At 55.9% G+C, this 13,851-nt stretch carries 13 protein-coding genes; 2 read left to right on the forward strand and 11 right to left on the reverse strand.

From position 1 onward, the window contains the following. Positions 1-207 precede the first annotated feature (207 nt). From AC0YNU_RS00260 to AC0YNU_RS00270, 3 genes are all read right to left on the reverse strand, one after another. Positions 208-1,038 (reverse strand): carbohydrate ABC transporter permease, encoded by an 831-nt coding sequence (locus tag AC0YNU_RS00260; RefSeq protein ID WP_475752311.1) that lies wholly within the window; start codon positions 1,036-1,038, stop codon positions 208-210. Between the two features lie 11 nt (positions 1,039-1,049). Next, positions 1,050-1,967 carry a carbohydrate ABC transporter permease gene (locus tag AC0YNU_RS00265; RefSeq protein ID WP_475752312.1) on the reverse strand — a complete coding sequence of 306 codons (918 nt, stop codon included), beginning with the start codon at positions 1,965-1,967 and terminating at the stop codon, positions 1,050-1,052. An 84-nt stretch (positions 1,968-2,051) separates the two neighbouring features. Beyond that, a complete protein-coding gene (locus AC0YNU_RS00270; RefSeq protein ID WP_475752313.1) occupies positions 2,052-3,404 on the reverse strand; it encodes an ABC transporter substrate-binding protein in 1,353 nt (450 codons plus the stop codon). Positions 3,405-3,724: 320 nt separating this feature from the next. Between AC0YNU_RS00270 and AC0YNU_RS00275 the strand changes: the two genes are divergently transcribed. Continuing rightward, positions 3,725-4,888, forward strand: coding sequence for a GntR family transcriptional regulator (locus AC0YNU_RS00275; protein ID WP_475752314.1), 1,164 nt, complete (start codon positions 3,725-3,727; stop codon positions 4,886-4,888). A gap of 163 nt (positions 4,889-5,051) precedes the next feature. On the opposite strand, the gene AC0YNU_RS00280 is transcribed toward AC0YNU_RS00275, so the two are convergent. From AC0YNU_RS00280 to AC0YNU_RS00315, 8 genes are all read right to left on the reverse strand, one after another. Further along, positions 5,052-5,912, reverse strand: a complete 861-nt coding sequence (locus AC0YNU_RS00280) for a YheC/YheD family protein (protein ID WP_475752315.1) — start codon at positions 5,910-5,912, stop codon at positions 5,052-5,054. A gap of 20 nt (positions 5,913-5,932) precedes the next feature. Next, positions 5,933-7,024, reverse strand: coding sequence for a glycosyltransferase family 4 protein (locus AC0YNU_RS00285; protein WP_475752316.1), 1,092 nt, complete (start codon positions 7,022-7,024; stop codon positions 5,933-5,935). A gap of 234 nt (positions 7,025-7,258) precedes the next feature. Then, a complete protein-coding gene (locus tag AC0YNU_RS00290; RefSeq protein WP_475752317.1) occupies positions 7,259-8,362 on the reverse strand; it encodes a GerAB/ArcD/ProY family transporter in 1,104 nt (367 codons plus the stop codon). Positions 8,363-8,375: 13 nt separating this feature from the next. Then, positions 8,376-8,600, reverse strand: a complete 225-nt coding sequence (locus tag AC0YNU_RS00295) for a hypothetical protein (RefSeq protein ID WP_475752318.1) — start codon at positions 8,598-8,600, stop codon at positions 8,376-8,378. After that, positions 8,597-9,799: a Ger(x)C family spore germination protein gene (locus tag AC0YNU_RS00300; RefSeq protein WP_475752319.1), complete on the reverse strand. Its 1,203-nt coding sequence runs from the start codon at positions 9,797-9,799 to the stop codon at positions 8,597-8,599. The genes AC0YNU_RS00295 and AC0YNU_RS00300 overlap by 4 nt, the downstream gene beginning before the upstream one ends. Before the next feature lie 6 nt (positions 9,800-9,805). Next, complete coding sequence (locus tag AC0YNU_RS00305; protein ID WP_475752320.1) at positions 9,806-11,332, reverse strand: spore germination protein; 1,527 nt, start codon at positions 11,330-11,332, stop codon at positions 9,806-9,808. A gap of 227 nt (positions 11,333-11,559) precedes the next feature. Further along, positions 11,560-11,823: a hypothetical protein gene (locus AC0YNU_RS00310; RefSeq protein ID WP_475752321.1), complete on the reverse strand. Its 264-nt coding sequence runs from the start codon at positions 11,821-11,823 to the stop codon at positions 11,560-11,562. Next, entirely contained in the window at positions 11,820-12,548 is a 729-nt protein-coding gene (locus tag AC0YNU_RS00315) for a phytanoyl-CoA dioxygenase family protein (protein ID WP_475752322.1), read from the reverse strand. The genes AC0YNU_RS00310 and AC0YNU_RS00315 overlap by 4 nt, the downstream gene beginning before the upstream one ends. Before the next feature lie 252 nt (positions 12,549-12,800). Here AC0YNU_RS00315 and AC0YNU_RS00320 point away from each other — a divergent pair, with 252 nt between their 5' ends. After that, positions 12,801-13,745: a helix-turn-helix transcriptional regulator gene (locus AC0YNU_RS00320; RefSeq protein WP_475752323.1), complete on the forward strand. Its 945-nt coding sequence runs from the start codon at positions 12,801-12,803 to the stop codon at positions 13,743-13,745. The last annotated feature ends 106 nt before the right edge of the window (positions 13,746-13,851 follow it).

The raw sequence follows: 13,851 nt of genomic DNA on the forward strand, positions 1-13,851 counted from the left end.
TCGATTGGAGTATCGCTCACAGCGGCTATGCGAGCCACTGTGCATAGCGCGAAAGCTTCTTGTAAGGACTATGTAATTTGCGAATTCCTCTTTTTCGATTGTTCGCAATCCTGCGTCCCCGCTTCCCTTCCGCTTGCGCACGGCGTCCGCACCTTGCTCTGGACGGCAAAAAAGCCGCGATATTCGCGGCTTCCAGCCTTATCCTGCCTATGATTTGATCGCGCCCGACGTAAGTCCTTGGATAAAATACTTCTGCAGCAAGAAGAAGCACAAGATGACGGGGACGATCGTAATGAGCGAACCCGCCATGAGCACGTTCCACTGCCGGAAGACGCCGGTATCGAGCAGCATGACCGCCAGCGGCAGCGTGTAGAGATGCTGGCTGTTCAGCAGCACCATCGGGAGCACGAGGCTGTTCCAGGAGCCGAGGAAGTTCATGATCGTGATGGTCGCGATCGCCGGGATCGCCAGCGGAATATAGATTCGGTAGAGAATCCGCAGGATGCCCGCTCCCTCCAGTTTGGCCGTCTCATAGAGCTCATGGGGGATCGTGCGGAAGTAATTCCGGAACAGGAACAGCGCCATCGGCGCGCTGCCGTTGACCATTGGCAGGATGAGGCCGAGATGCGAATTCAGCAGTCCGAGCGAATGCTCCGTCAGATAGAGCGGCACCATGACCGTGATGCCCGGAACGAACATCATGCCGAGGAAGCCGAGGAAGAGCGCGTTATTGCCGGGAAAGCGCAGCTTGGCAAAGGCAAAGCCAGCCATGGTGAAGAGTACATTAATGCCAAGTATAGTGAAGAACGTCACGTTCACGCTGTTGAGGAAGTAATGGAAAAACTTCATTTTGTTCCATACGTCTACGTAAGTGTTCCAATGCCAGACGCCGTTCGGCAGCAGCGAGTAGGAGCTCATGACGTCCATCGGATCCTTCAGCGATGCGCCGATCATCCATAGAAGCGGGTACAGGCATAACGCTCCCCATAGACTCAGCACGGCATACAGGGGGATTTTACGAATCAGGCTCGGTCTCATCAGCTGGCCCCCTATTCGCTCTTGTCGCGCAGAAGGCGCAGACTGATTAAGGACAATACGAACGTCAGCACGAAGATCGACCAGCCCATCGCATTGGCTACGCCCATGTCGCCATTGACGAATGCCTGCTGATACACGAGCACGTTGACGACTTCCGTCGCGTTTGCCGGCCCGCCCTTGGTCATGATCCAGACCGGATCGAATATCTGCAGCGCGCCGTTCATCCCCATAATGAGGCAGATGACCGTGATCGGACGCAAAATCGGCCACGTAATCCGGTAGATTTTCTGCCAGGCACCGGCTCCGTCCATCTCCGCCGCTTCGTACAGATGGGGATCCACCGTTTGCAGACCCGCGAAGTACAGGATCATCATGCCGGGCACGCTGCCCCAGATCACGGTGACGATCAGCGCGGGCAGTGCCGTGTGGAGCTCGCCGAGCCAGCCGTTGACGGCGACGAGCGAATCGAGTCCGACCGCTTCGAGCAGCTTGTTGAGCGTGCCTTCCGGTTCATAGATGCCCTGCCAGACATAATAGATCGCGACGGACGAGGTGACCATCGGAAGAAGAAACACCGTGCGGTACAAACGGATGCCCTTCGAGATGCGCTGCAGCATGACGGCGATCGCGAGGGCGATCGGAATGACGACCAACGTCGACAACAGCACCCATAGATTATTGATCAGCGCTTGATTGAATGCTCGTGATAGATTCAGGTCGCGGCCGAACAAGAAATTCCGGAAGTTGTCCAGCCCCGCGAACTTGGCGCTCGTAATGAGCGAGCCCTGTCCCAAATGATAGAAGGACAGACCGATCGAGAAGAGCACCGTGAACAGGCCGATCAGCAGAAACAACAGAATCGCCGGCGCCACGAGCAGATAACCCGCGGCCGCCTCCCGGCGCGCCATGGCGGAGAAGCTGTTTTTCATGGTACGCATGCCTCCTTGAAGAAGGCGAAAAGGGAGGCTGCTCCTCCCTCTCGCCCTTGGATGATTGCGCCGCTGGCGCAGCGTTTATTTCTGAGCCTTGGCTTTCTCGGCCGCGGCCGCCTTATCGAAGTCTTCGGCCGCCTCCGCGGCGGTCATATTGCCGAGAATCACCTTCTGCATATCGGCATGGAAGGTTTGCCATTCCGGCTGGCCGATCTTTCCCGAGATGGCCGAGTTCTCCGACCACCAGTTGCTTTCGCTGCTGAGCGAGCCCGCCATCGCCTGCAAGGAGCCGTTCAGCTTGCTCGTATCGTTGATCTTGACTGCCGGCAGGTCGAATGCGCCGTTCGCATACAGGATCTGCCCTTCCTCGGAGGTCAGGAACTTGACGAACTCCAGCGCTTCCTTCTGATGCTTGCCGCCTTGAGTGACGACCATTTGGACAAGCGGAAACGGCGTTACTTTGGCATCCGGCACTTTGGAATCGGCGTATGCAGGCACGCGGAAGCTGATGATATCATCCGGGTTCATGCCCATCGCGACGAGGCTGGCATACGTGAAGGTGCCGCCGATATCGTACGTGGCTTTGCCCTGCGCGAACGCTTGGTCGGCCGGATCGATGTCGAGCGAGACGGAGCCCGGAAGGATGTTGCCGGACTTGGCGAGATCCTCGATGATCTTGATGGCGTGGATATGATTCGGATCGGACAGCTTCTCGTCATGATTCATGAAGTTCGTGAACGACTCTTCGCCGTTCTTCATGTAATCGACGAAATTCATGAACCAGTTCTCGTACAGGGTAAAGGTCTTCGCGCTGAATACGAGTCCGGGCACATCGGTCTTCTCCTTTACCTTGTTCATCGTATCAATCCAATCCTCGATCGTTGCCGGTGCTTTCGCTTCCAGTCCCGCTTCCTTCAGCAGCTTGGCATTGCCGTAGATCGTATAGAACGCGCCGACATCAAGCGGCACCCCGTAGATCTGACCGACCTTGCGCTCCTTCTTCCAGTCGCTGCTCTTCTCGTCCGCCGCCCATGTATCGAGATTCGCCTGACTGACGGTCACCCCTTGCAGCGCCGAAGGCAGGAAGCCGTTCTTCCATTCCGCGTCCTTCTCGAGCTCCGGTCCCATCTCCAGCGCTTTGCCGTCGAACGCGCCTTCGAGCGGGCCCGCCCAGTACGCATAGAGATCCGGCATATCGCCCGCCGAAGCAGCCCCGGTCAGCTTCTGACGGTAAGCATCGTCCGGCGTGAACGCCTGCGTCACGACCGTGATGCCCGTCTTCGCCTTAAACGCGTCGGCGACTGCCTTGAAGCCGGGATCGAACGCGACCTTCCAATGCCACATCGTCAATTTGACATCGCTGCTCCCTGACGACGAATTGCCGTTATTGCCCCCGCATGCGGTAAGAATGACGGCCATGGTCAATACAAGCATCCAAACCGGACTCCACTTGCGCATTCCTCTCATTTTCCAAGCACCCTCTCTTGGCAGGTATGTTTCGCTAGGAAGCGCTTACAATCCACTCCCTTTAAAAACCGAACGTTTGCTTCGGTTCTTGTAAACGGCAATAGGTTAGCCATGTTTTCTATACAACTTATTATCCCTGCCTTGCGATCATGCCAGTTGTCATCTTGTCTGGCACAATTTATTCAACCTGCGGATGCCGCGCGTCACTTGTATTAAAACTTGAATATTCAATATATATATGGAGTACATAACCATGATCGGGATTCCACCAAGTCAGGGGCGTTGACATGCCGAGACCATCGCCGCGCGTGCCTATTTATAAGCAGCTTCAGGACTATCTGTATGATCGCATTCAAGAAGCGCACTGGAAGCCGGGGGACCTCTTTCCGTCCGAGAATGAATTGTCCGCCCAGTTCAACGTCAGCCGCATCACGGTGAAGAAGGCCTTGGAAGCGCTGCTTGCGAAAGGGCTGATCTATCGAATTCAAGGCAAAGGCACCTTCGTCGCCGAAGGACGGTCAGGCGAACCGGACCATTACAAGCCACGCCAGGCCGTCTATTCGGACCAACGACTGGTCGCGTATCTTATGCCGCATCTCAGCAATCTGCATACCGCTCATTTGCTAAGCGGAATTGAGCTTGAACTTGCCGCGCATGGCTGCCGTCTCCTCTTCTCCAGCACGCATAACTCGCAGCAGCGCGAGAAAGACATGATCAAAGAAATGATCGAGCTCGGCGTCGTCGGCATCATCGTGTACCCCGTGGACGGCGAGTCGTACAACGAAGATATCCTCCGTTTGACGCTGGATCGGTATCCGCTCGTCATCATCGACCGTTACTTGAGAGGCTTGGAGACGAACTGCGTCTGCTCGGACAACGTCGACGGCGCTTTCGGCGCGGTCTCGTACCTCATCGGACTCGGACACACGCGCATCGGTCTCATTACGACCGATTACGTCGGCACGTCAAGCATCGAAGACCGCATCGTCGGCTACGACAAGGCTCATGCCGAGAATCAGCTGCCGATCGACCATCGGCTTCGGCTGACGCATTTCGACGTCGAACAGATGAATGATGTGCTGATATCGGGCATTCCGAATCCGACTTACTCGTCCGAGCTCCAGCAGTTTCTGCTGCGCAATCCCGATATGACCGCCGTGTTCGCCATCAACGCTTCGATCGGCGCCACTGTCCTGGATGCCGCGCACGGTCTAGGTCTTCGCATTCCCGAGGACTTGTCCGTCTTCTGTTATGATCACGAAATTACGGCGATGGCCGCCTTGCCGACGACCTGCGTCAGCCAGGACGGCACCATGATCGGCCGCGAGGCGGCCAAATTGCTCGTATCCGTCCTTGGCAATCCGGACCAAGAGCGCCAGCGGATCATCGTTCCGTCGAAGCTGGTCGTGCGGCAGTCGACGGGTCCGATCTCCGGACGAACCAGAGCCTGAATCATGTCTTGCGGCAAGCCGTGAATTCATCGGCGCATACGCAAAATAACGGAGCCCTGGCGACTTTCGCGCCTAGGCTCCGTTTGTTTGCTTCTTGCTTCTTGCTTCTTATTTCTTATTTCTTGTTTCATACTTTCTCAATTCATACTTCTCAATTCTTGCATTATACCTTTCGTTTTGCATGCCCAGCTTTGAGTTTTCTGCTCTGCACGATTTGCCCCGCGCTTCCTGTACGGTTTCCTGCACCTCCGGTACTGTGCCCTGCGCTGCCTGTTCTCTGCCCTGCGCTGCCTGACTTCGGATAGGATTTGGCATACCGCATAATTTTCTTGAAGACGGTCGGGTCCGGATGTTTTCTGAAAATGTAAGGATCAGGGCGCGTATTCACTTCCAGAATCCAAGGCTGCATCGTTTCGTCCATGGCGATATCCAGTCCGATCACATACACGCCGGGGAATGAGCTCTGCATAGCCATTCCCGCGCGAACGCCAAGCCTAGACAACGCATTAAGCTTGGAAGTAACATCGCTCGTGTGAGGACGCAATAACCGGCTCGCCGTGAGAAGTTTGCCTCCGCCGTGATAATTGGTCACGATTTTATTCTTGGCGGCCACTCTGCCTATGATGCCTGTCGTTTCCCAAACCCGTCTCGGACTGAATTGCGCCATGACCCGAATATCGAATTTTCTGCCGCGATGCTCGAGCAGGCGGATGCCCTTCTGCACGAGATACTTTTTGCCGCCGGTTTGAAGCTGTATCGAGCGGTACATCGCGGCATACTCTCCGAAGGAGCGAGCTTTCGTGCCAAGCTGGTACTTGTAACCGGAAGCCGTGCGTTCGACGCGAATGACGCCATTGCCGTGCATGCCGAATTCCGGCTTGATATACACCATGGCGTAACGGTTTAAATGCTGGAGCAGCGTCGTACTTGTCATTCTAAGCGTATCGGGCACGTATGACGCCAATTCATTGTTCTTGCGAATGGCAGCCGTTTTACTCCATTTGCTTCCTACATAGCGCGACATCGCTCTCTCCTTTACCTGCTTTACTTCCGTGCTTGTTGATAGATTTCCATTAATTTCGTGCCGGTCGACTTCCAATTGAACCGGCTCAGCGCATCCTCTCTGGCCTGCTTGGACAGCCGGCCGCGCAGGTTCGCATCTTGGGCGAGCTTGACGATTTGGGCGGCGAACGCGGCGGGATTCCGGTAATCCGGAACGAGCAGGCCGTTGCGCTCATGCTGCACGATTTCCGGAATGCCTCCGATATGGGAAGCGATAACGGGAAGTCCGCTCGCCATGGCTTCGACGTTGACCAGGCCGAAGGCTTCATGCTTTTGCGACGGACAGACGAAACCATGCCCGGAGCGGTAGAACGCGGGCATTTGCTTGCCGGTCAAGCGTCCTTTGAATTGCACGGGGACGCCGAGGCTGCGCGCCTTCTTCTTCAAGAAAGCGATATACGCGGCTTTCCCGGTGCCTCCGGCTACGGACAAGCGCAGCGCAGGAACGGACTTTCGGGCCAACCGGCAGGCGCGCAGCAGGACGGGAACGCCTTTTCTAGGAATCAGCCTTCCGGCGAACAGCAGGCGAAACGTCTTGGACGTTGGCTGGCTTCGAGGTCGAAACTTGGTCCCATCCACGCCGAGATGGACGAATTTCACTTTGTCCGCGTGGGCTGGAAAGCGGCGGGCCACGGATTGCTGCAGCGACTTGCTGTTGCCGATAATCAGGTTGACATGCTTCAGATCGGCGTTCGCTTTACGTAACGTCGTCATTGGGGAGGAAACGAAGGTCATGGAATGCAGGAAGAGGGCTATCGGCGTTTTGGGAAAGGCTTGGCGCACGGAGCCGGCGAAGCTTGGTCGGTTGTCGATTTGAATGACATCGTACGCATTCCCTCTCACCTTCTGAATGGCATTTGCTAGATACTTCTGCTTCGACCCGCCGGATACTCTCAGAATGGTCGTATTGTTCAAGACCGATTTGCGAGGCAGGTTGTTTCGGAGCAGGCTGACGATCGTGACTTGATGGTCGTTCGAGATGTGCTTGGTAATTTGGTAGATGCAATTCTCGACGGAGCCGCCTGAAACCGGCGGCACGGGCAGCTGCTCCGGCGCGATGATCAGAACTTTCATTCCATGCTCCCTTCGCTCGGATATAAGTTGTACTTCAAACTATTCATAAGTTTCGTTCTGTTGCTAGGCAGCTATCGATAGGAGATAAATATAATTGCAGTTAATAGAGGCGATTGGTTTGCGTGTACAACCGAGAGGTTGGACATGCAGCATTCGCCTGGCATAGAGGCGATTGGTTTGCGTGTACAACCGGGAGGTTGGACATGCAGCATTCGCCGGCCCTCCATTCGCCTGCTAATCGGCATGACTGACGAGCTTTCTCCCCTTCCTCGAGCGCAGCCAATCCACCAGCAAATACAGCGCGGGAATGGAGGCTTTGAGCAGCAGTATGGTCGATTCGCTTTGAATGGTGATTTTTTCGATATCCGCCATTGAATCGAACATGGCAATCGACAGCACGATCATAGCGGCGGCCATGCCGTAGGAGAACGGCTTATGGTCCTTCAGGCCGAACAGTCGGGTCGTGACCACCGTGCCGATCAGCAGGAACAGTCCGATTTTCAGCAGCATGCTGAACAGCCAGAATACGATCAGGAGCGGATCCAGGTTCTCCAGGAACGAGCCTGCCCGAATGTAGCGAATCATTTCCAAGGTCGGGTATGTCAGGTTCGACGTCAGCTCGGAACCGAACAGCATGAGCGTCGCGACGATATTGGCGACGGTCACGAAGACAGCGGTCAAGCCCGACCACGCCAGCATGCGGAAGGTTCGTTTCTTGTTATTGAAATACGGATTCAGGCAGACGATGAACGCCATCTCGCTGAACAACGCGCTTGAGATGAGCGCGCCGTTCCAGATTCCGGCCGGGTGAAAATCGGTGACGAACGCGATCATCTTCTCCGTGTCCACTTCGCTCGAGACGAACAGCGGGAACGTGAACACCGTAACGACGCTGAACAGGAACAGCCCTTGCGCGCTGCGAAAGAAGTGAACCGGCCCCGAGCGGACGCCCCTGGCGACGCACAGTCCGAATAACGATGAAACGGCCCATTCCGGCGTCCCGGGCAAATAGATCAGGATGATAAAATCGCTCAGCTCGCGAAGCACGAAGGCCGCAATGAACAGATGAATCAGGATCGCGCACCCGAAGATAATATAATGCGGCCATCTGCCGACGATTTGTTTGCCGTATTGCGCGAGAAATTCATCCGGCCTGCGCAGCATCAGCTTGCAGGATATATACGTCATGACCAGGCCGACACCGCAGCCGAGGATGACGCTGATCCAGCTCATGAATCCGGCATTCAGCACAAGCGGTCCGACGAAGAAGCCGATCGCCGTCGAGAATAGAAACTGGGTAGACATCATATAGACCTGCAGCGGCGTAATTCCCTTCAATGGCCTTCCCCCTCTATTCTTCGATAAACAACAGCTTCTGCAGCGGCTTGAACACGTCCGTAATGACGATCCCAGGCGAGAATCGGCCCTGCAGCAGGACGACGGCCGAAGATAGAACCCACAGGAAGGTCAGAAAGCCGAGCACCAACCGAACGGTCCGTTTGCTGCGACGGTGGCTGCGAAGATACCGGTACTCGAAATACCCGATCAGGACGAACGCGAACGTAACGGCGATCATGTCTTCTGCTCCTTGCCGGCAAGCTGCCAATTCCATGCCGGCTTCCGCGCGCCGCCGAACCATTTGATTCGAAGGTCGGTCTGGACATCGATTTGCACTTGATCCTTATAGATCGCGTTCCAATCGCCTTTCAGACGATCCCATCTCTTCGGATTTCGCCAGCGGATCCGCTGACCAAGCTTGAAAGGATCCGTTCGATTCGCCTGCGTGCGCGCCATCGTCAGCTGAATGACATCCTGCAGTTCCTTATTCAAGCTTTTCTCCAAGGCCTGGAGCTGTCGTCTGTCCGTGACGTCGATCGTCGATTCGCTGGCGACCACTTTCGCTATGCCTTTGCAGTAAATAATGAACCGAATATGCCCTCCGCTCAGAAACGGTTTGATCTTGGATCCAGATCCGAAGATTTTGATGCCGATCGGTTTGCCGTCCGTCGGAGAGGAGACGATCATGATATACTCGCCCGGCTTGCCCAAGATCCACATCGCCGCCCGCATTTCCTTCGCATTCAGCTCCGATGCCAGCTTGCCTTGCCGAAACAAGGCCGCGCCGTCGGTTCCCATCCAGTTTTTCGCTTTTTGCTCCGTTTCCGCGCCCATTTTCCCGAATTGAATCATCGGCAGCACGAAATCGCCCCCTCCTATCAAGATCGCCGCAAGCACGTCCTTGGCCGATACCGACATCATCGTCCGATGCTTCGCGTAAGCCGTCAGTATATCTGTCGGAAACCGCTCGAAGGTGAGGGGAATACCTCCGATCTGCTTGGCGGGACCTTTGGTCACGATCATATTGGCATTAATATGGATCTCCGTGTTGCGAGCGAGAAAATCCATCATGGGATAAAGCCCATCCCGCGCGAAAGCCTCGCTGATCAGGATGTTCCGGAGCTGTCCGAACGTAATGTGTCGCGATAGATCGGCTTGCATGAGCTGGAACGCGTCTCCCAAATCAGTGCCGATCTTGGACACGAGCGTAAACGGCGGTTCCGGCGGCATGTTTCCGGAACCGCTCGAACCCCCGCCTACCATGCGGTTCGGCAGCGGAAATCCGAGGGTAAGCTCGACCCCTCTCTCCGACTTGTCCAGTATCATCATGCGGGCAAACGCGCGCTCGTTCAGTTCCGCGCTCGTCCAACATCCGCACGTCGTGAAGACAAGCCCGCATAGAAGGGCAACCGTTCCTGCTAACCGAAGCCTTGTCACCTTCGCTCACTCCTCCTCGTCTTTGAGCGTTGCCCACTGCCGCCCGCGGGTGCGCAAGCCGTTGTCGGCAGCGGCATGCGAAGGGTACTTCTTCATCGCCCACCATGGCGCCCGAATGAACACATCCTTCAAATCCCCGGCTTGCCTTGGGGCCAGCGGCTCCAGGTAGGGGACGCCGAACGAGCGCAGCTCGATGAGATGAAAATAGATCAGAATCACCCCGCAGGCGATGCCGAACAGGCCGAAAGCACCCGCGAGCACCATAATCGGGAAACGCATTAGGCGCAGCGCGAGCCCCAAATCATAGTGAGGGATGATGAAGGATGCGATGCCGGTTACGGATACGATGATGACCATGGCGGCGGATACGATCCCTGCTTGGACTGCCGCCGTGCCGATGATCAGGGCGCCGATAATCGAGACCGCTTGTCCGATCGCTTTCGGTATACGAAGCGAAGCTTCCCTGAGCGCCTCGAAACAGAGCTCCATCATGAAAGCCTCCAGGAGCGCCGGGAATGGCACGTTCTCCCTCGCCGCCGAGACCGTCACGAGCAGCCGCTCCGGAATAATGTCGGGATGAAAGGTCGTAATGGCAATGTAGATCGAAGGGAGCATCACCGAGATGAACATAAAGACGAAACGGATGATGCGTATCCAGCTCGCCGCGATAAAACGTTGATTGTAGTCTTCCGCCGACTGCATCAGCATGAAGAGCGTGACCGGAGCAACGATGGCTATCGGCGTCCCGTCCACGATCAGCGCCACCCTGCCCTCGAGAAGCGAGGCGCTGACCACGTCCGGCCGCTCCGTATATTGCATCTGGGGAAACGGCGAATACGGATTGTCCTCGATGAATTCTTCGAGATAGCTGGCACCGAGTACGCCGTCGATCTCGATATTCGACAGGCGATTCTTCACTTCCGCGACCAATTCCGGCTTGCAGATGCCCGTTAGGTAAGCAATCGCCACGCAGGTATGGGTTTCCGTGCCGAAATGCATCATGTCGAGCGTAAAGCGATGCGTTCGGAGACGTCTTCGCAGCAAGGTGATATTCGTCTCGATGTTCTCGACGAACGCTTCGCGCGGTCCCCGAATGACGGACTCGTTGGGAGGCTCGTCGATCGAGCGTTCCTTGAGCACGCTCACCGACAAGCACAGCATGCGGCGTTCGCCGTCCAGGAGCAGCAGCGCTTCGCCGTCCAGCACGCTTCTCTCCGCTTCCTTAAGCAGGTGGATGACGGTCTGCAGCGCAATCGGCAGCTGCATGCTCTCGAACAGGCTCGAGAAGAGATCTTCGTTCGGCGTAACCGGGTCGAGGCTGGTTAACACGCTAAGCGCCTTCTCTTCTACCGCCTGTAAGTCGATCATGCCTTTTATATATATGAGCGCGCAAGCAAGGCTGGACGGCGTTACGAACGTATGGTAGACGACATCCGAGCTTTGCGAGAAGCGCGAGCGCAAGTAGGCGATTCGAGAAGCGACGTCGACGGATTCTTCCGTCGCGGCTCCCTTCGCGTCAGGTTGCTTTCTCACGGGCAGGGCCTTTTGACCGCGCAGCATAGTACGAAATCGATTGATAAGCGCCACTCGTTAGCCTCCCTGCATTCTTTCTGCTTATTATGCGGCCGGGCGTCAGGAAATATGTAGGAATTGGCAGAGGCGTACAGCGAACAGAAGGCTTCGCCGTCGTGAACCGCAAAAAAAAGAGCAAGAGACTGCCGATATACGGCGATCTCCTGCTCTATGGGTGATGGGAAGTATTATGCTCTCTGACCGGGTTGTTGTCCATCCTGATCGAGCCGCGCCTGCGGATCGAATCCCATCGCCAGCCTCAGCTCGGCTTGATTGCTCGCGCCAATCCATTTGCCGTCCATCGTAAGCGAGGGTCCTTTGCGACAGCCGATGCAATGATTCAAGCATTGCGCGAGCGATACGTCATGACCGGCAGCGACGAGCTCATTCAGCAGGTCGCCGTGGCGGTTCTCCTGCAAATTTCGGAGACAGCAGACGATGACCGCACTCATTTCGCCAACAAGGCAACGCCGTCTTTGGAGATCAGCGGACCGTTGTTGAACACCACGCCGGTGTTCGGGTTGCGCGTGCCTTCGACCGTGTATTGAATGACGTAGGCTTTGCGGGTATCTTGGCTTTGGTTCGGCGTACTGCGGTGAAGCAGCAGCGAGGAGAAGACGGCCATGCTTCCTTTGCGAAGCGGGACCGGAATTCCCGGGTCTTCGCCGAAGTAGCACTGCCAGCCCGTATCCGTCTTCACATGCTCGATATAGCCTTGATGATGCGATCCGGGTTGAACCCAGATGCAGCCGTTCTCGATCGTCGCGTCGTCAAGCGCAAGCCAGCAGGTCATATATTCGACGGGTTCCGTCGGCACGTAGCCGTTATCCTGATGCCACGGGAAATCGCGGTTCGCTTCAGGGCGCTTGTAGACCGACTGGTCCCAATACAGACGAATGTCCGGGCCAAGCACGCCGGTCGTCAAGTCTACGAAACGGTTATCACCGATAAACGCCGTCAGGTCCTCGTCCCGATGCGTCAAATTGCACGTGAAATTAATCTGATTGGGAATGTTGTTGAAGCCTTTGCTTCCGACCTTCAGCGCCTCTTCCCCTTCCAGATCGTAGACATCGATAATGCCGCGAATCCGATCCATCTCTTCGCTGCTGAATAGATCCTCGAGGATCACATAGCCTTGCTCTTTGTACTGTTTCATCTGTTCATCGGTAAACAACATCCGTATCGCTCCTTCGGCTTCTGCCCGATTAAATTGGCGTGTGGTATAGCTTTATTATCGAGCATGGCAGATCCTGCGGACAATGACTGCATTCCTGCATTTATTGTACTTTTTCCACCTTATTGGATGAGGTGTATTTACGCATGGTCGATCACCTCTATACCGTGTTGTTCGCTGTATGTAACGCAAGGTATAATAGTGACAATTTCTGTCGCGAACTTAAAATGAGGCATAAAGAGGAGGCTGGCCAGGATGCCCAAGTCCAAACGATTAATGGAACTGATGATGACGGTCAACCGGAAACGCCGGTTCAAGGTTCAAGAGCTTGCCGACGAATTCGGCGTCTCCGCGCGCACGATTCTACGGGATTTGCAGGAGCTAAGCGAGCTGGGAGTTCCGCTCTACTCGGAAGTCGGTCCTCATGGGGGCTATCAGGTCTTGAAGGAGCGGGTGCTCCCTCCGATCGCTTTCACGGAGGAAGAAGCCGTGGCGATGTTCTTTGCGGTGCACGCCTTGCGCCATTACGCCTCGCTGCCGTTCGAAGCGGAATCCGCCTCGGCGTTAAACAAGTTCTACCTTCATATGCCCGGAGACGTCCGGGACCGGATCGACGGCATGAAGAACCGGGTCGACTTCATTACGCCGACAAGGCGCGGCGATGCCCCTTGTTTAGCGATTCTTCTCGATGCGGCAGTACATCATAAGGTGCTCGCCATCGAATACGATTCCAAGGAGAATAGGCTGGACAGCCGCCGGATTCAGCCCGTCAACATCTACGCGAACAACGGTTTTTGGTATTGCACGGCCTACTGCTTCCTGCGCGAGGACTTCCGCGTGTTTCGATGCGATCGGATTCGTAAGGCCGCCTATGACGAGTCCGGTACTGCGCCGCTTGATCTGGGAGACGTCAACCTCAGCAGACGGGATGCAGCAGAGCCGAGGCAACCCGTCCGTCTTCGCGCGGAGCTTAGCCCGTCCGGCGTCCAACGATGCGAAGCCGAGCTGTGGCTTGCTCCGATGATGCAGGTGAGAGAAGACGGCAGCGGCCTGATCGATCTAGACGTGGAGCGCGGCGATATTCCTTTTTATGCGGCGTTCTTCATCGGGCTTGGAGACGAGGTCGTTCTGCAAGAGCCGGCAGAATTAAAGGATGCGATCCGAAGGAAACTGTCCGAACTGCTTGCAAGGTACCAATGAATCGTACGGTCACCACGATCTGATTCCGCATCCAACGCTCCGGGTAATAGGTCATACGCTGCCGGTACCCTAGCGCAGATGAACCTAACACAGAGTTGAAAAGGAT

The organism is Paenibacillus sp. J31P316 (genome assembly GCF_056269105.1).

What these genes read in the sequence shown, in the direction of transcription:
- AC0YNU_RS00260 (WP_475752311.1), bottom strand. Translation starts at nt 1,038, where the DNA reads ATGAGACCGAGCCTGATTCGTAAAATCCCCCTGTATGCCGTGCTGAGT.
- AC0YNU_RS00265 (WP_475752312.1), bottom strand. Translation starts at nt 1,967, where the DNA reads ATGAAAAACAGCTTCTCCGCCATGGCGCGCCGGGAGGCGGCCGCGGGT.
- AC0YNU_RS00270 (WP_475752313.1), bottom strand. Translation starts at nt 3,404, where the DNA reads ATGCTTGTATTGACCATGGCCGTCATTCTTACCGCATGCGGGGGCAAT.
- AC0YNU_RS00275 (WP_475752314.1), top strand. Translation starts at nt 3,725, where the DNA reads ATGCCGAGACCATCGCCGCGCGTGCCTATTTATAAGCAGCTTCAGGAC.
- AC0YNU_RS00280 (WP_475752315.1), bottom strand. Translation starts at nt 5,912, where the DNA reads ATGTCGCGCTATGTAGGAAGCAAATGGAGTAAAACGGCTGCCATTCGC.
- AC0YNU_RS00285 (WP_475752316.1), bottom strand. Translation starts at nt 7,024, where the DNA reads ATGAAAGTTCTGATCATCGCGCCGGAGCAGCTGCCCGTGCCGCCGGTT.
- AC0YNU_RS00295 (WP_475752318.1), bottom strand. Translation starts at nt 8,600, where the DNA reads ATGATCGCCGTTACGTTCGCGTTCGTCCTGATCGGGTATTTCGAGTAC.
- AC0YNU_RS00310 (WP_475752321.1), bottom strand. Translation starts at nt 11,823, where the DNA reads ATGAGTGCGGTCATCGTCTGCTGTCTCCGAAATTTGCAGGAGAACCGC.
- AC0YNU_RS00315 (WP_475752322.1), bottom strand. Translation starts at nt 12,548, where the DNA reads ATGTTGTTTACCGATGAACAGATGAAACAGTACAAAGAGCAAGGCTAT.
- AC0YNU_RS00320 (WP_475752323.1), top strand. Translation starts at nt 12,801, where the DNA reads ATGCCCAAGTCCAAACGATTAATGGAACTGATGATGACGGTCAACCGG.